Source organism: Pseudomonas sp. MWU12-2029 (genome assembly GCF_023242425.1).
GTDB lineage: Bacteria > Pseudomonadota > Gammaproteobacteria > Pseudomonadales > Pseudomonadaceae > Aquipseudomonas > Aquipseudomonas kribbensis.
This window is the reverse complement of sequence record NZ_JALJDY010000002.1, coordinates 638,611-663,123: the sequence shown is the minus strand read 5'-3', so window position 1 is coordinate 663,123 and position 24,513 is coordinate 638,611. Positions and strand designations below refer to the sequence as shown.

Annotated in this window: 8 protein-coding genes; 3 read left to right on the top strand and 5 right to left on the bottom strand. The window is 62.2% G+C overall.

Annotated elements, in window-relative coordinates; genetic code table 11:
- Window positions 1–9: 9 nt before the first annotated feature.
- The 3 genes from M5B44_RS07830 to M5B44_RS07820 form a co-directional block, all read right to left on the bottom strand.
- Window positions 10–939 (bottom strand): diiron oxygenase, encoded by a 930-nt coding sequence (locus M5B44_RS07830; RefSeq protein ID WP_248738737.1) that lies wholly within the window; start codon window positions 937–939, stop codon window positions 10–12.
- Window positions 936–1,709, bottom strand: coding sequence for a DUF3050 domain-containing protein (locus M5B44_RS07825; protein ID WP_263860132.1), 774 nt, complete (start codon window positions 1,707–1,709; stop codon window positions 936–938). Before M5B44_RS07825 ends, M5B44_RS07830 begins: the two co-directional genes overlap by 4 nt.
- A 752-nt stretch (window positions 1,710–2,461) precedes the next feature.
- A complete protein-coding gene (locus tag M5B44_RS07820; RefSeq protein ID WP_248738736.1) occupies window positions 2,462–3,172 on the bottom strand; it encodes a GntR family transcriptional regulator in 711 nt (236 codons plus the stop codon).
- Between the two features lie 195 nt (window positions 3,173–3,367).
- Between M5B44_RS07820 and lapG the strand changes: the two genes are divergently transcribed.
- Both lapG and lapD read left to right on the top strand, forming a co-directional pair.
- Complete coding sequence (gene lapG, locus M5B44_RS07815) at window positions 3,368–4,060, top strand: cysteine protease LapG (RefSeq protein WP_114880931.1); 693 nt, start codon at window positions 3,368–3,370, stop codon at window positions 4,058–4,060.
- Between the two features lie 14 nt (window positions 4,061–4,074).
- Window positions 4,075–6,018, top strand: a complete 1,944-nt coding sequence (gene lapD, locus M5B44_RS07810; RefSeq protein ID WP_248738735.1) for a cyclic di-GMP receptor LapD — start codon at window positions 4,075–4,077, stop codon at window positions 6,016–6,018.
- A gap of 50 nt (window positions 6,019–6,068) precedes the next feature.
- On the opposite strand, the gene M5B44_RS07805 is transcribed toward lapD, so the two are convergent.
- Window positions 6,069–6,407 carry a tryptophan synthase subunit beta gene (locus M5B44_RS07805; protein WP_085712603.1) on the bottom strand — a complete coding sequence of 113 codons (339 nt, stop codon included), beginning with the start codon at window positions 6,405–6,407 and terminating at the stop codon, window positions 6,069–6,071.
- Between the two features lie 148 nt (window positions 6,408–6,555).
- On the bottom strand, window positions 6,556–22,788 hold the full coding sequence (locus M5B44_RS07800; RefSeq protein ID WP_248738734.1) for an immunoglobulin-like domain-containing protein: 16,233 nt from the start codon (window positions 22,786–22,788) through the stop codon (window positions 6,556–6,558).
- Between the two features lie 360 nt (window positions 22,789–23,148).
- Between M5B44_RS07800 and M5B44_RS07795 the strand changes: the two genes are divergently transcribed.
- A complete protein-coding gene (locus M5B44_RS07795; protein ID WP_085712605.1) occupies window positions 23,149–24,501 on the top strand; it encodes a TolC family outer membrane protein in 1,353 nt (450 codons plus the stop codon).
- The last annotated feature ends 12 nt before the right edge of the window (window positions 24,502–24,513 follow it).

Sequence of the window (24,513 nt, the reverse complement as noted above, 5' to 3'; positions counted from 1 at the left end):
GCCTCCGTGTCAAACCAGGTAGTCGCGCAGGGCGTGCTGTACGCACGGTGTGTCGAGCAGTGAGCTGTTGTGGAAAAAGCGCACGATGTTGCCCACCAGCGGGTGGTGGCGATTGATCGGGAAGGCCAGCCCGGCCATCTCGTCTTTCAGTGCGCGGCGGGTCGCATCGTTGACCGGCAAGGCATCGATCAGGCGCAGGTCGAACGACTTCTGGATGTCGTTGGTCAGGTAGTGGCCGATGAACACCGGCAGGATCTGCGCGATACATTCGCGATCCGCGTCACTCGCGGTGTGCCAGTAGATGCGCACCATCCGCGCCCAGAAACTCGAGTGACGGCCCTCGTCGAGCAAGTGATCTGCCATCAGGCCCTTGATCGACGGCTTGACCGTGTCGTCCCGGGCGAACGCCGCGACATCGCCGGTCACGGTGTTCTCGGCGATGGCGACGCAGATCAGCTCCACGGCGCTGCGCAAGTGCTCCGGGGCCAATTCGACGGCGGCCGGAATCGCCCGGCTCAGTTCGATTTCATTCGGCAACTCGATGGGTTCGATGCCGGTCATGGCCACGGTCTGCTGCATGAAATCCATCGCCACCAGCGCGTGGTAATCCTCGTCCACGACCACGGTCATGGCGTCGTAGCGACAGGCGAACGGGAACGCCACGGCGAAGCGGTTCTTGGCAATGCTGCGGGCGGTCTTGTCGACGATCTCGGTCTCGAAAATCACCACGTCGTTGATGAACTTGTACAGCGTCTGCACCAGGGCAAAATCACGCTGTTCCGGGCATTCGCGCAGGAAGGTTTCACTGAGCACCAAGGGTTGGCGACTGAGCGGATAGATCAGCCGCGTATCGTCCTCCAGCACGCGGCGCGGCCGGGTGCGGATGGTGGCGCGGCTTTCCCAGGCGTCGGCGAAGGATTGGTAGTCGGCGGCGTTCATTCGGCCACCTCCGCCAGCGGCTCGCGCATGCTCAGGCGCAGGCCGTCCCACAGGGCGATGCGGCTTTCCACGGCAGCGATGGCGCTGGCATAGACCTCGGCCTCACGCTGCGGATTGCCATCGACCAGGCGCTCCAGCAGTTGCTCGGCGGCGGGGCCGTGGTCTTCGGAGTCGACTTCGATGTGTCGCTCCAGGTAGTAGCGGAAGGTCGGCGCCTGCTCCACGCCGATGCCCCAGGCATCGAGCATGCGCTGGAACATGGTCGGGATCACGCTCTCGCGACCATGCAGGAAAGCCGCGGCTACACTGTGCCCCGGTGCATGCAGCGCGGTGTGCAGGGTGTCGCGTACGAATTGCGCGGCGGCCGGGTCGACCTCGACACTTTGCAGCGCGACGTCATAGCTCACGCCCTCCTGTTGTAGCGCGACAAAGCGCTCCACCGCCGAGGTGCTCGCACCGACTTCGCGCATCGCATCCAGGTACAACTCGAAATGACTGTAATGCCCGTGTGACAGCCGATCGTCCGACTCTTCGCCAAGCACGATTTCATTGATCAATCGTGCGGCATGGGGATCGCGCGGCGGCAGCCACGGTAGTCGGGTGCAGGTCAGTTCCTGTTGCAGGCGTTTGGTCAGCGACATGAAGTCCCATACGGCAAAGACATGGGATTCCATGAAGCGTCGCAACACCGACAGCGAATCGATTTCGGAGAAGATCGGGTGAACGCTGAGTTCGGCTTTCTTTTGGGCGAGTTGTTCTTTAGTTGGCATGATGCGAGCCTCTGGCTTATAGGGATATAGGGACTGCTCAATCAATGGCTAACAACGTTGGATATAGTTTCCAGGCGAGCGATAGCCTCATTCGTTTCGATGAAAGTTGAAGTTGTATCGAGAGGCCCGGTACATCGGAACGCCAGGAGAGACTGACGTGCAGCGGGCCATGTTGTTGGAGCTTGCCGGCTTTTCGGTTCGGTATAAACCCGGCGTAGAAAAACTAATACATCGCAAAACAACTTAACAAGTATATTTTTAATTAATTTAAGTTTGCTGTTTTTCAAGTATGAGCGAAGCTGATAAAACTTTTAAGTTAAGTTTTATTTGGGCGTAGTTGCTCCTTTCGGCCTTTAAAGGCCAAAATTGAATAACAAGAGTGAATGCCTCACTCAAAGCAACTTTTGAAGTAAGTAATTGAAATGATCTGAGGGGATGAAGTTGGCCTGATACGGCGGCGAATCTTCCTTTTCCCGTGACAAGGCTCCTTCCGTAGGTTCCTGTTGCGGAGACTGCTGCCGGGGCGGCGCGTCCCCGTTCTATTTGGGTTGGCGATTCAAGGGTGCGCGTAAATCGGCGCCGCGGCTATCGTCGAAAATGACTTCCTTGCGGTGCAATTTCCGGGCTGTCCAAAGCAGGGGGGAGGTTAGAGCGAAGGCGCCGAAGTGCCACGGCAATTGAGCGTGACTGGCGTGGGGATTTGTAAGCGGGTTATTCGCCGGGTGAGCGGGAGCTCACCCGGAAGGGGGGAATCAGCGGGCTGTCTTGCGGTTTTGTGCGGCGGGGCTGGCGAGGTAACGGGTGATGACCTCGACACCGCGGTTGAGGTGCTGCTCCAGCAATGCCACAGCGAGCGGGGTGTCACGTTGCTGCACGGCTTGCAGCAACGCGCGGTGATCGTCCTGGGAGATCTTGCCCAGGCCCATGGCCTCGAGGTTGAAACGCAGGAAGCGTTCCTCTTCATTCAAACCGTCCTCGACCAGCCGCAGCAGGCGGCCGTTCGGGGATTTGCTGTAAAGCGTCATGTGGAACAGGCGGTTGAGCCGACCGATCTCCGTGTAGTCGTGCTCGGTTTCCAGCTCTTCGATGTAACCGGCGGCGCGTTCGTGGTCGGCGCTGGTCAGCAGCGAGATCGACTGACGCAGGGCTTCGGATTCCAGCAGGATGCGCAGTTCGTAGGTTTCGGTCGCGTCGCCCTGGATCAGCGGCGCTACCACGGCGCCTTTGTGGGCTACCACGCTCAACAGGCCCTGGGCTTCGAGCTGACGCAACGCTTCGCGTACCGGCATGCGGCTGACGCCGAACAGGTCCGCCAGATCCTGCTGGCGGACCGCGGTGCCGCACGGCAGGCGCCCGTCGAGAATCGCCGAGCGCAGGGTTTCCTCGATGACCGAGCGCGCCAGATGCGCGGGAATCGGCCCTTCGACTTTGATGCTGTGGAGTGGCTTGGGCTTCTGGGTCACAACTGCACACCCTGTTGACTGCGAAATTTGGATCCAAAGGACACTAGTGATTGCTCTACAGGTTGTCAAACCGTGTAGAAGAACCCTGTCACATCTGAAGTTTAGCGCGCGGGCGATGATCTCAGGGTGCCATTGTTTTTTGCTCGGCTAACCTTCACCATCAAACGCCTTTCCTCCTGCCCTGGATGCCTTGCATTGGCGGTACGTTTCGCGATTCCCCGGATTGCGCGCTGGCTTGCCTGCGCGCTGCTGCTGGCCGGCGTCATGCTGGGCGGTCTGCATGCCGATTGGGATTTTTCCGCGATCAGCCGCAAGGCCACGGCATTGTACGGACCGCTGGGCGCCGGGCAACAACGGATCGATGCCTGGCAGAATCTGCTGGCCACCCAGAAGCAGGTCAGCGAGATGGAAAAGCTCAAGGTGGTGAACCTGTTTTTCAACAAACAGATGCGCTACGTCGAGGACATCGATCTGTGGGGCCAGGTCGATTATTGGGAGACCCCCATCGAAGCCTTGTGGAAAGGCGCCGGTGACTGCGAAGACTACGCGATCGCCAAGTATTTCAGCCTGCGCCACCTCGGCGTGGCCAGTGACAAGTTGCGCATCACCTACGTCAAGGCCCTGCGGCAGAACCGCGCGCACATGGTGTTGACCTACTATTCCAGTCCCGATGCCATGCCGCTGGTGCTCGACAGCCTGATCGACCCGATCAGGCCGGCCTCCGAGCGAACCGATTTGCTGCCGGTCTACTCTTTCAATGCCGAAGGGCTGTATCTGCCGGGAGCCAAGGGCAACAAAAAGGTCGGCGACACCAAACGCCTGTCACGCTGGCAGGATGTGTTGAAAAAAATGCAGGCCGAAGGATTCCCGGTCGAGACGACTAACTAGGAGCACGCGCTCAGATGTCCTTGTTCAAACAGCTGTTGATCGCTATCTGTCTGTTCCTCGTGGTCGCCTTCACCGGCAGCTTCATGGTCAGCCTGGAGAGCTCGCGCACCCAGTATGTCAACCAGTTGCGCTCCCACGCCCAGGACGCCGCCACGGCGCTGGCGTTGTCGCTGACCCCGAACATCGACGACCCGGCGATGGTCGAGCTGCTGGTCAGTTCGATCTTCGACAGCGGTTATTACTCGAGCATCCGCGTGGTCGATCTGAAGACCGACCAGACCATCGTCGAGCGCAGCGGCATTCCCGCCGTCACCAACGTGCCGGACTGGTTCGTCAAACTGATCGGCCTTGAGCCGGCCGGCGGCGATGCACTGGTCAGCCGTGGCTGGGAACAGGCGGCGCGGGTCGAGGTGGTCAGCCACCCGATGTTCGCCCTGGCCAAACTCTGGCAGAGCGCAATCGGCAGCCTGGGCTGGCTGCTGGTCTGCGGTGCGGTGAGTGCGGTGCTGGGTGCGCTGTTGCTGCGCCGGCAATTGCGGCCGCTGGACTACATGGTCAAACAATCCCACGCCATCGCCCGTCGCGAATTCCTCAGCCTGCCGGACCTGCCGCGCACGCCTGAACTGCGTCGCGTGGTGCTGGCCATGAACCAGATGGTCGAGAAGCTCAAGGCGCTGTTCCAGGAGCAGGCCGAGCGCAGTGAAAAACTGCGCACCGAGTCCTATCAGGACAACCTCACCGGGCTGGCCAACCGACGCTACTTCGAGATGCAACTCAACGCCCGGGTGAGCAACCCGGAACAGGCCAGCTCAGGTTACTTGCTGTTGCTTCGGGTCAAGGATCTGGCTGGTTTGAACCAGCGTCTCGGCGGTCAGCGCACCGATGAATTGTTGAAAGCGGTCGGCCAGCAACTCTCTCGCGAGTGCGCCAAATACCCGGAAACCCAGAACCTCGTGACCCGCATTCGTGGCGGTGAATTCGCCGTGCTGGCGCCGGGGCTGACCCGCGAAGAAGCGCTGCAACTGGCGCAGAGTCTCGACAGCGCCCTGGGCAGCCTGCATGCGACGGGCGCCACCGACGTGGCCGCCGTGGCTTCCATCGGCGTGGCACCGTTCGCCCACGGCGATTCCCCGCAAGCGGTACTCAGCCTCGGCGATCAGGCCCTGGCTCAGGCCGAAGGTCAGGGCGAACAGAATTGGGCGTGCCTCGACCAGAGCCTGGTGGCGGACGTCGGCGACGATCATCACGCTTGGCATCGCTTGCTCGATCAGGCGCTGAACCAGCGGCGTTTCGAGTTGTTCTTCCAGCCAGTGGTGGCAGCGCAGGACACGCAACTGGTGCTGCATTACAAAGTGCTGTCGCGCCTGCTCGACGAACAGGGCCAGACCATTCCCGCCGGGCGTTTCCTGCCGTGGCTGGAGCGCTTTGGCTGGACCGCACGGCTGGACCGGCTGATGCTCGAGCGAGTGCTGGAGCAAATGGCCGGCCATGAAGAATCCCTGGCGCTGAACCTGTCCTCGGCGACCCTGGCCGATCCACAGGCGCTGAACAAAGTCTTCGAGATCCTGCGCTCGCATTCCAATCTGGGGCCGCGACTGACCCTGGAAATTGGCGAGGAGCAACTGCCGGAACAAGCGGTGCTGGAACAGTTGACCCGACGTTTGCGCGAACTCGGTTTCTCCCTGAGCCTGCAACGCTTCGGCGGGCGCTTCAGCATGATCGGCAACCTGGCGCGGCTGGGGCTGGCGTACCTGAAGATCGATGGCAGCTACATCCGCGCGATCGACCAGGAGAGCGACAAGCGCCTGTTCATCGAGGCGATCCAGCGGGCGGCGCACAGCATCGATCTGCCGCTGATTGCCGAGCGGGTCGAGACGGAAGGGGAATTGTCGGTGATTCGCGAGATGGGGTTGTATGGGGTTCAGGGGCAGCTTTTCGGTGAACCGAAACCCTGGTGATGAATTGCCCGTTCCCACGCGCAGCGCGGGAGCGGGCAGGACAAAAGAGATCAGATCAACCCGGTCTCTTCATCATCAATCAACTGGCTCAACCCGCCCAACGCTTCCCGGGCCTGGGTCCGGTCCATCAGCTTGGCCTGGGCCGCCGGCGGCAGGTCGGTGACGCGGATCACGCCTTTCTGGGTCAGGACCTGAATCAGGTCGTCGAGTACCCGGATCATTTCCAGGTCGCTCTGCTTGAGCTGCTTGAGGCTGTTTTCCACGGCCGCGTTGGCAAACCAGGCCTGGATTTCATGGTGGTCGGCGGGCAGCGTTTCCGTGGCCTCGGCCCAGGCCGCAGCTTCCACGCGAACCAACTGACCCTGTGCATCGCGTTGCACGTAAAACATTGAGCATCCCTCGGAAATGGACCGGCGTCATGCTGTCAGCAGCATAGCCAACTGCACGGGAGTATGCGGTGCGGCGACGCAATCGTCACCGGGAAGAAAGACGCAAACGTGACGGCCGCCCCATTGGGGCGGCCGTTTTGTTCACGCATCAGCTGTTGTTGTGGTCGACCTTGATGGTCGGATCGCTGCCGGCAATCAGGTTGTGAATGTTGGCAGTGGACCAGTTGTTGCCTTCCAGTTTGATCGTCACGTCCGGTGTGGCAGCAGCCGCATCGGCGGAGTTGAACTTGCCCGCCGAGCTGACTTGCAGCGACGACACGCCGTCGACCGTGGTGATCTTCAGGAAGTTGTCGATGGTGCTGCCGGACTCGCCCTGCAGCAGGTCGCGCAGGTCGATGCGGTCACCTTCGCTGGCGTTGAAGTCCTTGATCACATCGTTGCCGGTGTCGCCTGCTTTCCAGACGAAGGTGTCGGCACCGGAACCGCCGATCAGGATGTCGTTGCCCTGCCCGCCGATCAGCGTGTCGTTGCCGGAGCCGCCGAGCAGGATGTCATTGCCCTTGCCGCCGTCGAGCACGTCATTGCCGCCGCCGCCGAACAGGATGTCATTGCCTGCGCCACCCAGCAGCGTGTCGTTGCCGTCGTGGGCACCGGACACATCGAACGCCTGATAGTGCTCGGTGATGTACTGGTGCACGTTGCTGGTGGTGACTTTGCTGACATCGACGCCGGTCTGCTGCGCGACAAACGCCTGCATCGCCTGGTAACCCTCGCCGGCAATGCCGTTGAAGCTCACCAGATCGCCGAACAGGATGTCGTTGCCGTCGCCACCGTTGACGGTGTCGTTGCCCGGCATCGTCGCTTCGGTGTGGCCGATGATCGAGTTGGCCAGGTCCTTCGGATCGATGTTGGTCTGCGGGTTGTGATCGGTGTCGTACGGTTTCAGGTCATTGAGGCTGACACCGCTGTTGATCCCGATGGCTTCCACATTGGACAGGTTGCCCAGCAGTGCGAAGGCGCTGTTGGCGTTGTCAGTGGTGGCCTGGCTGGTGCTGCTGCCGGAGCCTGCCAGGCTCGACAGCTCGTAGGTGCCGTCGCCCTGGGCGTGGATGGTGCCCACGTTGCTCCAGTTCCAGCTGCCGTTCTTGTACGTCTGCAGGACCACGGCACCCGCCGTGCTGATGGTCAGGTAGTGCGTGCTGTCGATGTAGGTGCTGAAGCTGTCGCCCAGCTTGTAATTGCTGGTCTTCACCACGTCGTCGAGCTTCACGTTGCCGTACAGCGTCGGGTTGGTCTGCTCGCCGCTCTGGTAGTAGGTCGGCTGGCCGTCGGTGATGAAGTACGTGAGGTTCTTCGCCCCGGTGTTGGCAACGGCTTCGGCGCTCTGGAAGAAGTTGGCCGTAGCCTTGAACACGTCTTCGTAGTTGGTGCCGCCGCCGGAGGTCATCGAGTCCAGCACTGCCTTGAGCTTGGTCAGCGCGTTCGGGTCGTTGAGGTTCACCGACACCGACTTGTTGACCTGGGTATCGAAGTCCACCAGGAAGATGTTCACCGTCCCCGAGTTGTTGCCCATGCTCTGCTTGAGGGTGTTGAACACCGACGTCAGCGAGTCCTTCGCGGCGTTGATCGACGAGGCGCTCATGCTGCCCGAGCTGTCGACCATGAACGCGATGTTGTAGTTGGTGCCCGGCACCACGGTCAGGCCGCCGATGTCGGCGACGATGATGTCGTTGCCGTCGGTGCCGGTGACGGTGTCGTCAGCCGAAGTGGCGACAATCGAGTTGTAGACCGCCGGCACCACGGAGACCGGAATGGTCGCGGTGGTGCTGGCCGAGCCGCCCAGAGCCTCGGTCGAAGTCGAGGTCACGGTCAGGTTGAACTGGCCGTTGTAGTAGGCCGGCGGGGTCACGGTCAGGCTGCCCAGGTTCCAGCCGGTGACGTTGGCGTCGCCGCTGGTGGCGGTCACGGTGAAGCTGTGGCCCGCGCCATCGCTGAGCACCGAACCGACTGGTGCGCCGCTGATCTTGATGCTCAGGGTTTCCGAGCCGTCGGTGTCGGTCAGCGCGGTGCTGATCGACGACAGTTTCACGGTGGTGCCTTCAGCGCCGGTGTTGAGCTTGTAGCCGTCGTAATAGCCTTCGCCGTTGGTGCCGTGCAGATCGGAGACGGTCACACCGGAGTTCACCAGGTCCTGTACGCCGGTGTAGATCGGCACGCCGGCACTGCTCAGGTCGATCGGCGTACCGCCGTTGACCGACAGGTTGACGTCGTAGCTGCCCGGGCCGCTCTGGTTGTGGTGGTAGATCTCCACGGTGTAGTAACCGCTGGTGGTCGGGGTGAACGAACCGTTGAGGTTGCCGCCCGCACCCCAGGTCGTGGAGGCCACGTTCTTGCCACCGATGTTCACCAGCAGGCTGTCATCGCCGGTGCCGGTGAAGGTGTAGGTCTTGCCGGCTTCGAGGTAGATCAGGCCGGACGTCTTCGAGGCGGTGCCGGCGGCTACGCTGCCGTCGGACTGCACGTTGGTCACGGTGCCGCTGGTGTTCGGTTTGCCTGCGCCGTCGATCACGTTTTTCAGGGTGGTCGAGTTGGCGCCGCTGCCGTCGGTGCCCAGGCCCGACAGGCCGGTCCAGACGTCCTTGACCAGCCCGGTGGACTTCACGCTGTTGTCGGCCACCGACAGGGTCGGCGCATCCGCCACCGGCGTGATGTCGATCTTGATCGTGCCGGTGTTGCCCAGCAGCTGGCCGTCGGTTGGCTGGAACTTGATCTGCGCGTAGTCCGCCTGGTTGTTGCCCAGACCGGTGCCGCCATAACCGTTCACACCCGATTCGTTGGCATCCGGCAGGAAGCGCAGCTTGCCGGCGTCGATGTCGGCCTTGCTGAAGGTCTGGTTGGTGGCGACGTCTTTCCAGGTCGAACCGTCCAGGTACTGCAGTTTGCCTTCGCCCGGCAGCTGGGTGATTTTCACGCCCAGGCTCGAGGCCGGGCTGTCGACGTCGGTGACGCCGAAGGTCGACCAGCCGAGGATCAGCGGGGTGTCTTCGGTGCCGGTGACGTTGACCGGTGCTGCGACCGGCGCGTCGTTGACGGCCACCACGTTGACCGTGGTGGTGGCGACGTTGGAGTAGTTGCCGCCATCGGTCACCGTCACGGTGATGATGCGCGGCACGGTGCTCGGATCTTCACTGTTGTTGGTGAAGGTGATGTTCTTGATCTGCTGCATGTAGTCGGCCAGCGTCGCGTTGCCCGACAGAGTCAGCGTGATCGATCCATCCTTGCTGTTGGCATTGATGGTGATGCCGTTGACGCTGTTGCCCAGGTTCAGCGAGTCGCCCGGCTGACGGTTAGTCAGCACGATGGTGGCGCCGGTCAGCATGGTGCTGTCCGGGTCGGTGATGCTGATGTCGGTGTCGGCAATCGACACGCCCGCGCCCGGGGTGTTCTCGGTGAAGGTCACCTTGTAGTCGGCCCCGGTGGCGCCGCTGGAGTTGTTGGCGTCGAGGTCGATGACCGGTGGCGCATCGTTGTCGATGATCGAAGTGCTGACGCTGCCGTTGGTGCTGCTGACCGCCAGGTTCTCGAAGTTGCCGCCGGTGGCCGAGTCGATCTTGACCACGAAGTTCTCGGTGCCCTCGGTGATCTTGTCGTCGATGGTCGCGACGTTGAACTGCGCGCTGCTGGCGCCCGCCGGGATCTTCACGGTGTACACGCCGGTGAAGTCCGAACCGTCGGCGGCGGTGCCGCTGTAGACGATTTTCAGGGTCACTTCGGTTTGCGCCGGGTGGGTCAGGCTCACGGTGTAGGTCGCGGTCTGGCCTTCGGTCACCGAGGTGCTGCCGGTGATGCTGACGGTGGTGGTGTCGATGGTGTCGGTGACGTTGGTCACCGCTGGCGTGTTGCTGGTCACCAGGTTTTCGAAGTTGCCACCGGTGGCGTTGGTGATGGTTGCCTGCACGGTGCCAGCGTCTTTGTAGACGTCGTCAGCCGGTGCCGGAACGGTCACGGTGCCAGTGGTTTTGCCGGCCTCGATGGTGATCACCGAACCGTTGCTCAGGGTCACGGTCACCGGCGTGCCTGCCGCGTTGGTCAGGGTCGCGGTGTAGGTGATCGAGCCACCTTCGGCCACGGTGCCGGTCGCGGTCAGCGACAGGTTGGTGGTGTCGATGGTGTCGGTCACGGTGGTGCTGACCGGCGTCTTGTCGGCCACGAGGTTTTCGTAGTTGCCGCCGCTGACGTTGGTGATCGAGTTGGTCAGTGGTGCATGACCATTCAACACGTCGTTCGGTGCCGTCGTGGTGACGGTGCCGGTGGTCTTGCCGATGTCGATGGTGATGGTCTGTCCGTTGGACAGGGTCACGGTCACTGGCGAACCGGTCACTGGCGCGCCGACAGTTGCGGTGTAGACCACGTTGCCGCCCTCGGCCGCTGTTGCGGTCGCCGTCAGCTTCACGGTGGTGGTGTCGATGGTGTCGGTGACGTTGGTCACGGCTGGTGTGTTGCTGGTCACCAGGTTTTCGAAGTTGCCACCAGTGGCCGACTTGATTGTTGCCTGAACGGTGCCGGCGTCTTTGTAAACGTCATCGGCTGGCGCAGGAACAGTCACGGTGCCGGTAGTTTTGCCGGCGTCGATGGTGATCACGGCGCCGTTGCTCAGGGTTACGGTCACCGGAGTGCCGGCGGCGTTGGTCAACGTTGCGGTGTAGACGATCGAACCACCTTCGGCCACGGTGCCGGTCGCGGTCAGCGACAGGTTGGTGGTGTCGATGGTGTCGGTGACGGTGGTCGACACAGGCGTCTTGTCGGCTACGAGGTTTTCGTAGTTGCCGCCGCTGACATTGGTGATGGCGTTGGTCAGCGGTGCGTGACCGTTCAACGCATCGTTCGGTGCGGTGGTGGTCACGGTGCCGGTGGTCTTGCCCACTTCGATGGTGATGGTCTGGCCGTTGGACAGGGTCACGGTCACTGGCGAACCGGTCACCGGTGCACCAACAGTCGCGGTGTAGACAACATTGCCGCCCTCGGCCGCTGTTGCGGTCGCCGTCAGCTTCACGGTGGTGGTGTCGATGGTGTCGGTGACGTTGGTCACCGCTGGCGTGTTGCTGGTCACCAAGTTTTCGAAGTTGCCACCGGTGGCGTTGGTGATCGTGGCCTGAACAGTACCGGCGTCCTTGTAGACGTCATCGGCTGGAGCCGGAACAGTCACGGTGCCGGTGGTTTTACCCGCCTCGATGGTGATCACGGCGCCATTGCTCAACGTGACGGTCACCGGAGTGCCCGCAGCGTTGGTCAGGGTGGCGGTGTAGATGATCGAACCGCCCTCGGCGACCGAATTGGTGGCGCTCAAGGACAGGTTGGTGGTGTCGATGGTGTCCGTGACAGTGGTGCTGACTGGAGTCTTGTCGGCGACCAGATTCTCGTAGTTGCCGCCGCTTACACCGGTGATTGCGTTAGTCAGTGGCGCATGACCATTCAACACGTCGTTCGGCGCGGTGGTGGTGACGGTGCCGGTGGTCTTGCCGACTTCGATGGTGATCGACTGACCGTTCGACAGGGTCACGGTCACTGGCGAGCCGGTGACAGGTGCACCCACGGTGGCGGTGTAGGTGACGGTGCCACCCTCGGCCGCTGTCGTGGTCGCCGTCAGCTTCACGGTGGTGGTGTCGATGGTATCGGTGACGCTGGTCACCGCTGGCGTGGTGCTGGTCACCAGGTTTTCGAAATTGCCACCGGTGGCGGACTTGATTGTTGCCTGTACGTTGCCGGCGTCCTTGTAGACGTCATCGGCCGGCGCAGGAACGGTCACGGTGCCGGTGGTCTTGCCCGCGTCGATGGTGATGACAGCACCGTTCGACAAGGTCACGGTCACTGGCGAGCCAGCGGCGTTGGTCAGGGTCGCGGTGTAGGTGATCTGGCCACCTTCGGCCACGGTGCCGGTCGCGGTCAGCGACAGGTTGGTGGTATCGATGGTGTCGGTGACGGTGGTCGAAACCGGTGTTTTGTCGGCGACCAGATTTTCGTAGTTGCCGCCAGAAACGTTGGTGATGGCGTTGGTCAACGGCGCGTGACCGGTCAGCACATCGTTTGGCGCGGTGGTGGTCACGGTGCCGGTGGTTTTGCCCACTTCGATGGTGATGGTCTGGCCGTTCGACAGGGTCACTGTCACTGGCGAGCCGGTAACTGGTGCCCCCACGGTAGCGGTGTAGGTGACGGTGCCACCTTCGGCAGCGGTTTCGGTCGCGGTCAGTTTGACCGTGGTGGTGTCGATGGTATCGGTGACGTTGGTCACGGCTGGTGTGTTGCTGGTCACCAGGTTTTCGAAGTTGCCGCCGGTGGCGGATTTGATCGTGGCCTGAACGGTGCCGGCGTCCTTGTAGACGTCATCGGCTGGCGCCGGAACAGTGACGGTGCCAGAGGTTTTGCCCGCGTCGATGGTGATCACCGCGCCGTTCGACAACGTCACGGTCACTGGCGAGCCAGCGGCGTTGGTCAGGGTCGCGGTATAGGTGATCTGGCCACCCTCGGCCACGGTGCCGGTCGCGGTCAGCGACAGGTTGGTGGTGTCGATGGTGTCGGTAACGGTGGTCGAAACCGGTGTTTTGTCGGCGACCAGGTTTTCGTAGTTGCCACCGGAAACGTTGGTGATGGCGTTGGTCAACGGCGCGTGGCCAGTCAGCGCATCGTTCGGCGCGGTGGTGGTGACGGTGCCGGTGGTTTTGCCCACTTCGATGGTGATGGTCTGACCGTTGGACAGGGTCACAGTGACTGGCGAGCCGGTCACTGGCGCGCCAACAGTCGCGGTGTAAGTAACGGTGCCGCCTTCAGCTGCCGACTCGGTCGCGGTCAGTTTGACCGTGGTGGTGTCGATGGTATCGGTGACTTGGGTCACCGCCGGAACGGTGCTGGTCACCAGATTTTCGAAGTTGCCGCCAGTGGCGTTGGTGATCGTTGCCTGAACAGTCCCGGCGTCCTTGTAGACGTCATCGGCTGGCGCAGGAACGGTCACGGTGCCGGTGGTTTTACCGGCCTCGATGGTGATCACGGCGCCGTTGCTCAGGGTCACGGTTACCGGAGTGCCCGCAGCGTTGGTCAGTGTGGCGGTGTAGATGATCGAACCGCCCTCGGCGACCGAATTGGTGGCGCTGAGGGTCAGGTTGGTGGTGTCGACGGTGTCGGTGACCGTGGTCGAAACCGGGGTCTTGTCGGCCACGAGGTTCTCGTAATTACCGCCGCTTACGCCGGTGATCGCATTGGTCAGCGGCGCGTGGCCGGTCAACGCATCGTTCGGTGCGGTGGTGGTCACGGTGCCGGTGGTCTTGCCGACTTCGATGGTGATCTGCTGTCCGTTCGACAGGGTCACGGTGACTGGCGAACCGGTCACAGGTGCGCCCACAGTCGCGGTGTAAGTAACGGTGCCGCCTTCAGCCGCCGACTCGGTCGCGGTCAGTTTGACCGTGGTGGTGTCGATGGTGTCAGTGACATTGGTCACGGCTGGTGTGTTGCTGGTCACCAGGTTTTCGAAGTTGCCACCGGTGGCGGACTTGATTGTCGCCTCCACGGTGCCGGCGTCCTTGTAGACGTCGTCGGCTGGCGCAGGAACGGTCACGGTGCCGGTGGTTTTACCCGCTTCGATGGTGATCACGGCGCCGTTGCTCAACGTCACGGTCAGTGGCGTGCCGGCCGGGTTGGTCAGGGTCGCGGTGTAAACGATCGAGCCGCCTTCGGCCACGGTGCCGGTCGCAGTCAGCGACAGGTTGGTGGTGTCGATGGTGTCGGTGACGGTGGTGCTGACCGGCGTCTTGTCCGCTACGAGGTTCTCGTAGTTGCCGCCGCTCACGTTGGTGATCGCGTTGGTCAGCGGCGCATGGCCGTTCAGCACATCGTTCGGCGCCGTGGTGGTCACGGTGCCGGTGGTCTTGCCCACTTCGATGGTGATTTGCTGACCGTTGGCCAGGGTCACGACCACCGGCGAGCCAGTCACCGGCGCGCCCACGGTCGCGGTGTAAGTAACGGTGCCACCTTCGGCGGCAGTTTCGGAAGCGGTCAGCTTCACGGTCGTCGTGTCGATGGTGTCGGTGACTTCGGTGACGGCTGGAACGGTGCTCGGAACGAGATTCTCGAAGTTGCCACCGGTTGCATCCTTGATGCTGACTTCGACCTTGCCGGCATCCTTGTAGACGTCATCGGCCGGCGCCGGAACGGTCACCGTGCCAGTGGTCTTGCCGGCTTCGATGGTGATGACGGCGCCGTTCGACAGGGTCACGGTCACCGGGGTGCCGGCCGGGTTGGTCAGGGTCGCGGTGTAGACGATCGAACCACCCTCGGCCACGGTGCCGGTCGCGGTCAGCGACAGGTTGGTGGTGTCGATGGTGTCGGTGACCGTAGTCGAAACCGGGGTCTTGTCGGCAACGAGGTTCTCGTAATTGCCGCCGCTCACATCAGTAATCGCGTTGGTCAGCGGTGCATGGCCGTTCAGCGCGTCGTTAGGTGCGGTAGTGGTGACGGTGCCGGTGGTCTTGCCGACTTCGATGGTGATTTGCTGACCGTTGGACAAGGTCACGGTGACTGGCGAACCGGTCACAGGCGCGCCCACAGTCGCGGTGTAGGTGACGGTGCCGCCTTCAGCCGCCGACTCGGTCGCGGTCAGTTTGACCGTGGTGGTGTCGATGGTGTCAGTGACCTGAGTCACGGCCGGAACGGTGCTTGGCACCAGGTTCTCGAAGTTGCCGCCAGTGGCCGTCGAAATGGTCGCTTCGACTTTGCCCGCATCCTTGTAAACGTCATCGGCCGGAGCCGGAACGGTTACGGTGCCGGTGGTTTTACCAGCGTCGATGGTGATGACTGCGCCGTTCGACAGGGTCACGGTCACCGGGGTGCCGGCCGGGTTGGTCAGGGTCGCGGTGTAGACAATCGAACCGCCTTCGGCCACGGAGCCGGTAGCGCTCAGGGTCAGGTTGGTGGTGTCGACGGTGTCGGTCACGGTGGTGCTGACCGGAGTCTTGTCGGCGACCAGATTCTCGTAGTTGCCACCGGTCACGCCAGTGATTGAGTTGGTCAGTGGTTCATGACCGTTCAACGCATCGTTCGGTGCGGTGGTGGTGACGGTGCCAGTGGTTTTACCGACTTCGATGGTGATCTGCTGACCATTGGCCAGGGTCACGGTCACAGGCGAACCGGTGACAGGCGCGCCGACGGTAGCGGTATAGGTGACAGTGCCGCCTTCAGCAGCGGTTTCGGTCGCGGTGAGTTTCACCGTGGTGGTGTCGATGGTGTCGGTGACGTTGGTCACGGCCGGAACGGTGCTCGGCACCAGGTTCTCGAAACCGCCGCCGGTGACGGTCGAAATGGTCGCTTCGACTTTGCCGGCATCCTTGTAAACGTCATCGGCTGGCGCCGGAACGGTCACGGTCCCCGTAGTCTTGCCGGCTTCGATGGTGATCACCGCGCCGTTCGACAGGGTCACGGTCACCGGGGTGCCGGCCGGGTTGGTCAGGGTCGCGGTGTAGACAATCGAACCGCCCTCGGCCACCGAGTCGGTGGCGGTCAGGTTCAGGTTGGTGGTGTCGACCGTGTCCGAAACCGAAGTGTTGGCCGGTTTGCTGTCGACCGCCAGGTTCTCGTAGTTGCCGCCGGTGGCCTTGTCGATGGTCACGCTCAGCGAGCTGCCGCCCGCCAATGGGCTGTTCGGCGCGACGAAGTTCACGGTGCCGGTGGTCTCGCCCACGGCGATGGTGATGGTCTGGCCGTTGGACAGGGTCACCACGACCGGCGAACCGGTTACTGGCGCCGTCACGGTCGCGGTGTAGACCACGGTTTCGCCTTCGGCGACGTTGGCGGTGGCGGTCAGCGACACGGTGGACGTGTCGATGGTGTCGTGGACGGTAGTGACCGCCGGGGCAGTGCTGGTGACCAGGTTTTCAAAGTTGCCGCCGGTGGCGCCCTTGATGGTCGTTTCAACGGTGCCGGCGTCCTTGTAGACATCGTCCTTCGGCGCGTCGACGGTCACGGTGCCGGTGGTTTTGCCGGCTTCGATGGTGATCACGGCGCCGTTGCTCAACGTCACGGTCACCGGGGTGCCGGCGGCGTTGGTCAGGGTCGCGGTGTAGGTGATCTGGCCACCTTCGTTGACTTCCGGCGTCGCGCTCAGGGTCAGGTTGGTGGTGTCGACGGTGTCGGTGACAGTAGTCGAAACCGGAGTCTTGTCGGCCACGAGGTTTTCGTAGTTGCCGCCGCTCACGCCAGTGATTGAGTTGGTCAGCGGTTCGTGACCGTTCAACGCGTCGTTCGGCGCGGTGGTGGTCACGGTGCCGGTGGTCTTGCCGACTTCGATGGTGATCGACTGACCGTTGGCCAGGGTCACGGTGACCGGCGAACCGGTTACCGGAGCGCCAACAGTCGCGGTGTAGGTGACGGTGCCGCCTTCAGCCGCCGACTCGGTCGCGGTCAGTTTGACCGTAGTGGTGTCGATGGTGTCGGTGACTTCGGTGACAGCCGGGACGGTGCTCGGCACCAGGTTCTCGAAGTTGCCGCCGGACGCGTCCTTGATCGTGACTTCAACCTTGCCGGCGTCCTTGTAGACGTCATCGGCCGGGGCTGGAACGCTCACGGTGCCGGTGGTTTTACCGGCTTCGATGGTGATCACGGCGCCGTTGCTCAACGTCACGGTCACCGGCGTACCAGCGGGGTTGGTCAGGGTGGCGGTGTAAACAATCGAGCCGCCCTCGGCCACGGTGCCGGTCGCGGTCAGCGACAGGTTGGTGGTGTCGATGATGTCGGTCACGGTGGTGCTGACCGGAGTCTTGTCGGCGACCAGGTTCTCGTAGTTGCCGCCGCTTACGTCGGTAATCGAGTTGGTCAGCGGTGCATGGCCGTTCAACGCGTCGTTCGGCGCAGTGGTGGTCACGGTGCCGGAGGTTTTGCCCACTTCGATGGTGATCGACTGACCGTTGGACAGGGTTACGGTGACTGGCGAACCGGTCACAGGTGCGCCCACAGTCGCGGTGTAGGTGACGGTGCCACCTTCAGCTGCGGATTCGGTCGCGGTCAGTTTGACCGTGGTGGTGTCGATGGTGTCGGTGACTTCGGTGACGGCCGGAACGGTGCTCGGCACCAGGTTCTCGAAGTTGCCGCCAGTGGCCGTCGAAATGGTGGCTTCGACTTTGCCCGCGTCCTTGTAAACGTCATCGGCCGGGGCCGGAACGCTCACGGTACCGGTGGTTTTACCGGCTTCGATGGTGATGACGGCGCCGTTGGACAAGGTCACGGTCACCGGCGTGCCCGCCGGGTTGGTCAGTGTGGCGGTGTAGACGATCGAACCGCCCTCGGCCACGGAGCCGGTAGCGCTCAGGGTCAGGTTGGTAGTGTCGACGGTGTCGGTCACGGTGGTGCTGACCGGCGTATTGTCGGCGACGAGGTTTTCGTAGTTGCCGCCGCTCACGCCAGTGATCGAGTTGGTCAGCGGCTCGTGACCGTTCAACGCATCGTTCGGCGCTGTGGTGGTGACGGTGCCGGTGGTTTTACCGACTTCGATGGTGATCTGCTGACCATTGGCCAGGGTCACGGTCACTGGCGAGCCGGTCACTGGCGCGCCAACAGTCGCGGTGTAAGTAACGGTGCCGCCTTCAGCTGCCGACTCGGTCGCAGTCAGTTTGACTGTGGTGGTGTCGATGGTGTCGGTGACTTCGGTCACCGCTGGAACGGTGCTTGGCACCAGGTTTTCGAAGTTTCCGCCGGACGCATCCTTGATGGTCACTTCGACTTTACCGGCATCTTTGTAAACGTCATCGGCTGGAGCCGGAACGGTCACGGTGCCTGTGGTTTTGCCCGCTTCGACGGTGATGACGGAGCCGTTGCTCAACGTCACGGTCACCGGGGTGCCGGCAGGGTTGGTCAGGGTAGCGGTGTAAACAATCGAACCGCCCTCGGCCACGGTCCCGGTCGCGGTCAGCGACAGGTTGGTGGTGTCGACGGTGTCGGTCACTGTGGTGCTGACCGGGGTTTTGTCAGCTACGAGGTTTTCGTAGTTGCCGCCACTCACGCCGGTGATCGAGTTGCTCAACGGTTCATGACCGTTCAACGCGTCATTCGGTGCGGTGGTGGTCACGGTGCCGGTGGTCTTGCCGACTTCGATGGTGATGGTCTGGCCGTTGGCCAAAGTGACAGTCACTGGCGAACCGGTCACAGGCGCGCTGACCGTCGCGGTGTAGGTGACAGTGCCGCCCTCGGCCACCGACGTATCGGCGCTCAGCTTCACTGTCGATGTATCGATGGTGTCGGTGACTTCAGTGACAGCCGGGACGGTGCTTGGAACAAGGTTCTCGAAGTTGCCGCCGGACGCATCCTTGATGGTGACTTCGACCTTGCCGGCGTCCTTGTAGACGTCATCGGCCGGCGCAGGAACAGTCACGGTGCCAGTGGTTTTGCCCGCTTCAATGGTGATGACCGAGCCATTGCTCAATGTCACAGTCACCGGCGTACCGGCCGGGTTGGTCAGCGTGGCGGTGTAGACGATCGAACCACCTTCGGCGACAGAGCCGGTGGCGCTGAGGGTCAGGTTGGTGGTGTCGACGGTGTCGGTCACGGTGGTGCTGGCCGGCGTCTTGTCGGCCACCAGGTTTTCGTAATTACCGCCGCTTACGTCAGTAATCGAGTTGGTCAGCGGTTCATGACCGTTCAACGCATCGTTCGGCGCTGTGGTGGTGACGGTGCCGGTGGTTTTGCCCACTTCAATGGTGATTTGCTGACCATTGGCCAGGGTCACGGTCACCGGCGATCCGGTCACTGGCGCGCCAACGGTAGCGGTATAAGTGACAGTGCCACCTTCTGCTGCCGACTCGGTCGCGGTGAGTTTCACCGTGGTGGTGTCGATGGTGTCAGTGACTTCGGTAACCGCTGGAACGGTGCTTGGCACCAGATTCTCGAAGTTGCCGCCGGACGCGTCCTTGATCGTGACTTCAACCTTGCCGGCATCCTTGTAGACGTCATCGGCCGGTGCAGGAACAGTCACGGTACCGGTGGTTTTACCGGCCTCGATGGTGATGACCGAGCCATTGCTCAGCGTCACGGTCACCGGCGTGCCGGCCGGGTTGGTCAGGGTCGCGGTGTAAACGATCGAACCGCCTTCGGCCACGGAGCCAGTGGCGCTCAGGGTCAGGTTGGTGGTGTCGACGGTGTCGGTGACAGTCGTCGAAACCGGAGTCTTGTCGGCCACGAGGTTTTCGTAGTTACCGCCGCTCACGTCAGTGATCGAGTTGGTCAGCGGTTCGTGACCGTTGAGTGCATCGTTCGGTGCGGTGGTGGTGACGGTGCCAGTGGTTTTACCCACTTCGATGGTGATCTGCTGACCATTGGCCAGGGTCACGGTCACTGGCGAGCCGGTGACAGGCGCGCCGACGGTGGCGGTGTAGGTGACAGTGCCACCTTCAGCTGCCGACTCGGTAGCGGTCAGTTTGACCGTGGTGGTGTCGATGGTATCGGTGACTTCGGTGACGGCCGGAACGGAGCTCGGCACCAGGTTCTCGAAATTGCCACCGGTGGTACCGGTAATGCTGACTTCGACTTTGCCCGCATCCTTGTAGACGTCATCAGCCGGTGCCGGAACGGTCACGGTGCCAGTGGTTTTGCCAGCCTCGATGGTGATGACCGAGCCGTTGCTCAAGGTCACGGTCACCGGCGTACCGGCCGGGTTGGTCAGAGTCGCGGTGTAAACAATCGAACCGCCCTCGGCCACCGAACCAGTCGCAGTCAGCGACAGGTTGGTGGTGTCGACGGTGTCGGTAACCGTGGTCGAAACCGGGGTCTTGTCGGCCACGAGGTTTTCGTAGTTACCGCCGCTCACGTCAGTGATCGAGTTGGTCAGCGGCGCATGGCCGTTGAGTACATCGTTCGGCGCGGTGGTGGTCACGCTGCCGGTGGTCTTGCCGACTTCGATGGTGATGGTCTGACCGTTGGCCAGGGTCACGGTGACCGGGGAGCCAGTCACCGGTGCGCCAACGGTGGCGGTGTAAGTGACGGTGCCGCCTTCAGCGACAGAAGTGTCAGCTGTCAGTTTCACGGTTGAAGTGTCGATAGTGTCGGTCACTTCGGTAACCGCCGGGACAGTGCTCGGAACGAGGTTCTCGAAATTGCCGCCGGACGCATCCTTGATGGTGACTTCGACTTTGCCGGCGTCCTTGTAGCCGTCATCGGCAGGGGCCGGAACGGTCACGGTGCCAGTGGTCTTGCCGGCTTCGATGGTGATCACCGCGCCATTGGACAGGGTCACGGTGACTGGCGAGCCGGCGGCATTGGTCAGGGTCGCGGTGTAGACGATCGAACCGCCCTCGGCCACGGAGCCAGTGGCGCTCAGGGTCAGGTTGGTGGTGTCGACGGTATCGGTGACCGTGGTCGAAACCGGGGTTTTATCGGCTACGAGGTTTTCGTAGTTGCCGCCGCTCACGCCAGTGATCGAGTTGGTCAGGGGCGGATTGCCGGTCAGCGCGTCATTCGGCGCGGTTGTGGTCACGGTGCCGGTGGTCTTGCCGACTTCGATGGTGATCTGCTGACCGTTGGCCAGGGTCACGGTCACAGGCGAACCGGTCACCGGCGCGCCAACGGTGGCGGTGTAGGTAACAGTGCCACCTTCGGCTGCGGTTTCGGTCGCGGTGAGTTTCACCGTGGTGGTGTCGATGGTGTCAGTTACTTCGGTCACGGCCGGAACGGTGCTCGGCACCAGGTTCTCAAAGTTGCCGCCGGTGGTGCCGGTAATGCTGACTTCGACTTTGCCGGCATCCTTGTAGACGTCATCGGCCGGTGCCGGAACGGTCACGGTGCCGGTGGTCTTGCCCGCTTCAATGGTGATGACGGAGCCGTTGCTCAACGTCACGGTCACCGGCGTGCCGGCCGGGTTGGTCAGGGTCGCGGTGTAAACGATCGAGCCGCCTTCGGCCACGGAACCGGTCGCGGACAGCGACAGATTGGTGGTGTCGATGGAATCGGTGACGGTGGTGGTCGCCGGCGTGGTGTTCGGCACCAGATTCTCGAAGTTGCCGCCGGTAGCACCGGTAATGGTGGTGCTGACGGTGCCGCCGTTGTTGTAGACGTCATTCGGTGCGGTCGGCACGTTGACGCTGCCGCTGGTCTTGCCTGCTTCGATGGTGATGGTCGAGCCGTTCGACAGGGTGACGGTCACCGGCGTCTGCGCCGGGTTGGTCAACGTCGCGGTGTAGGTGATCTGGCCGCCTTCAACCACGGTGCCGGTCGCGGTCAGGGTCAGGTTGGTAGTGTCGACCGAATCGACGATATTGGTGACGGCTGGCGTCGGGTTCGGCACCAGATTCTCGAAGTTGCCGCCCGTGGCACCGGTGATGGTAGTGGTGACGGTGCTGCCGTTGTTATAGACGTCATTCGGTGCTGTCGGAACGTTGACGGTGCCAGTGGTCTGGCCGGCGCCGATGGTGATGGTCGAGCCGTTCGACAGGGTGACGGTGACCGGCGTCTGCGCCGGGTTGGTCAGGGTCGCGGTGTAGGTGATCTGGCCACCTTCGGTGACGCTGCTGCCCGCCGTCAGGGTGACGGTGGTGGTGTCGATGGTGTCGGTGACCTGGGTCACGGCCGGAGTGGTCGGCACGGTAACGGTAATGCCATTGCCGCCAGTTGTGCCGGTGACGGTCACGTTGATCTGGCTGGCGTCGTTGTAGACCGTGTCATTCGGGGCCAGCGGCACGTTGACGGTGCCAGTGGTGGAACCGGCCGGAATCACGATCACCGCGCCATTGGACAGGGTGACGGTCAGGTCGGTCAGCGGCGCCTGGGTCAGGGTCGCGGTGTACACCAGCACGCCGCCCGCTTCGGTGATGGTCGGCGTGGCGCTGAGGCTCAGGGTCGAGTCGCGCAGGGCGTTGGTGGTGGTGTCGGTGGTCTGGCCGCCGGTGATGTTCTGGGCGGCCTGGCCGCCGGAGTTGATGCCCGCGGTCGGGAAGCCGATGGTCGGATCGACACGGCCAGCGGTCGCATCAAGCATCACGAAACTGTGGCCGCCACCGGCGGCGCCGCCTGTACCAGCGGCGGTCGGGCCGGCTGCGGCGGCCTCAAGGGCGGTAGTCGGGTCGACACCGGCGGCAATGGCTTGTTGCAGTTCTTCAACGGACGGCGCGGCCTGCGCAGTGGCCTCGGCCAGGTCGGTGACGGAGTCCGGAGTGTCGGCGCTCCATTGAGTGTCACGACCCAGATCGAGGGTGCGGCCATCAGCCAGTTCCAGGGACACCGCGCCAGAGACGCCAGTATCGACCTGATCGCCGGCGAACAGACGGTCGCCTTCAACGAGTACGCGACGGACGCCCTCTGGGGACACCACGAAAACCTGACCGACAATGCTTTTGACGATGGCCACAACACTGCTCATTGAAGACTCTCCGGGTGTCACGTTCAGTTGACTTCCATAGACCTGATGGCTTTTCTGCGCCGATTCAGTCTGGACGTACTTTTAAAAAAATGTGAATCAAGTTTGACGCTGATCTTCGTCAATATTTTGGCTAGAATCTTTCGCTATTAACTTTATGCCAAACTATTGACCTTATGGATGCCATCCTAAACAATCGCCCCACTAATGTCACATTGATATTTACGCGGCGACTTGCCCTTGAGCATGTGATCCAGTTCCGGTTTTAAACTTTCCGACATACGGTCATTCCGGTTGCCATCATCCGACGCAGCACCCTTATTTGCTGTGATTCACGACAAGAAGTTTTGGGAATTCCTTACCATGCGTTCGCCCCTGTTCAAGGCTCTACCTTTCGCTCTCGCCGCGTCTTTTGCTCAAGCACAATCCTTACCGGAAGCCATGCAACAGGCACTGGATGTCCATCCGGAAATCCAGGCAGGGGTCAACAGTCGATTGGCTGCGGATTATCAGTTAAAGGCTGCCAAAGGTGGATACCTGCCCAAGGTCGATCTGCTCGGCGGTTATGGCCGTGAAGGCACCGACAGCGTCACCACCCGCGCCAACGGCGGCGGCAATCACTGGGAAACCCTGAACCGTGGCGAGTCGAGTGTGCGATTGTCGCAAATGGTTTTTGACGGTTTTGCGACGTCCAGCGAAGTCGGGCGTCAACAAGCCACCGTCAACTCCCGCGCCTATGCCTTGCTTGGCACCTCCGAGCGCACCGCGCTGACCGTGGCCCAGGTTTACCTGGATGTGCTGACCCGTCGCGAATTCGTGCGCCTGGCCGAGGAAAACCTCAAGAGCCACCAGCGTATCTACGACCAGATCCAGTTGCGCACCCAGCGCGGCGTCGGCAGCGGTGCCGACCTCGATCAGGCTGAAGCGCGGATGGCCCAGGCCCGCAACAATCTGATCACCGAGCAGACCAACCTGGCCGACTCGGAAACCAACTTCCTCAGCGCCGTCGGCCAGATGCCCGATCAACTGGAGCGTCCGGCGCCGTTCATGGCGATGATGCCGGCCAACCTCAATGAGGCTCGCGCGCAGATGCTGGAAAACAGCCCGATCCTGCGTTCGGCCGAGTCCGACATCGCCGCTGCCGAAAAGCAGTACGAAACCGCCAAGTCGACCTTCTACCCGCGTTTCGACGCCGAGCTGGGCCGCACCGCCGACAACGACCTCGATGGCCAGAACGGTCACAACAATGAATGGCAGGCCATGCTGCGCATGCGCTTCAACCTGTATTCCGGCGGCAGCAACAAGGCTGACCTGGAGTCCAAGTCCTACCTGTCGAACCAGGCGCTGGACATCCGCAACAACGCCTTGCGTCAGTTGAACGAAGAACTGGGCCTGGCCTGGAACGCCTTGAACAACGCCAATGCCCAGGTGCCGATCGCTCAGCAGTACGTTGATCACAGCACCGCAGTGCGCACCGCGTACCAGCGCCAGTTCAGCCTTGGCGAACGAACCCTGCTGGATTTGCTCGACAGTGAAAACGAACTGTTCACCGCTTCGCGCCGTCTGGCCGAGATCAAGAACATTCAGTTATTTACTCAATACCGAATCAAGGCGACCATGGGCGAGTTGCTCAAGAGCCAGGGAGTGGTCGCACCGATGGCATCCGTTGTGCAGAACGACGTGAAGCCCAAGGTTCAACTGCCCGGGATGAATTGAGTTGTCCCTTTT

Excerpts from the sequence above, each read along its gene's own strand:
- M5B44_RS07825 (WP_263860132.1), bottom strand. The coding sequence starts at position 1,709 with ATGCCAACTAAAGAACAACTCGCCCAAAAGAAAGCCGAACTCAGCGTT.
- M5B44_RS07800 (WP_248738734.1), bottom strand. The coding sequence starts at position 22,788 with ATGAGCAGTGTTGTGGCCATCGTCAAAAGCATTGTCGGTCAGGTTTTC.
- lapD (WP_248738735.1), top strand. The coding sequence starts at position 4,075 with ATGTCCTTGTTCAAACAGCTGTTGATCGCTATCTGTCTGTTCCTCGTG.
- M5B44_RS07805 (WP_085712603.1), bottom strand. The coding sequence starts at position 6,407 with ATGTTTTACGTGCAACGCGATGCACAGGGTCAGTTGGTTCGCGTGGAA.
- M5B44_RS07795 (WP_085712605.1), top strand. The coding sequence starts at position 23,149 with ATGCGTTCGCCCCTGTTCAAGGCTCTACCTTTCGCTCTCGCCGCGTCT.
- M5B44_RS07830 (WP_248738737.1), bottom strand. The coding sequence starts at position 939 with ATGAACGCCGCCGACTACCAATCCTTCGCCGACGCCTGGGAAAGCCGC.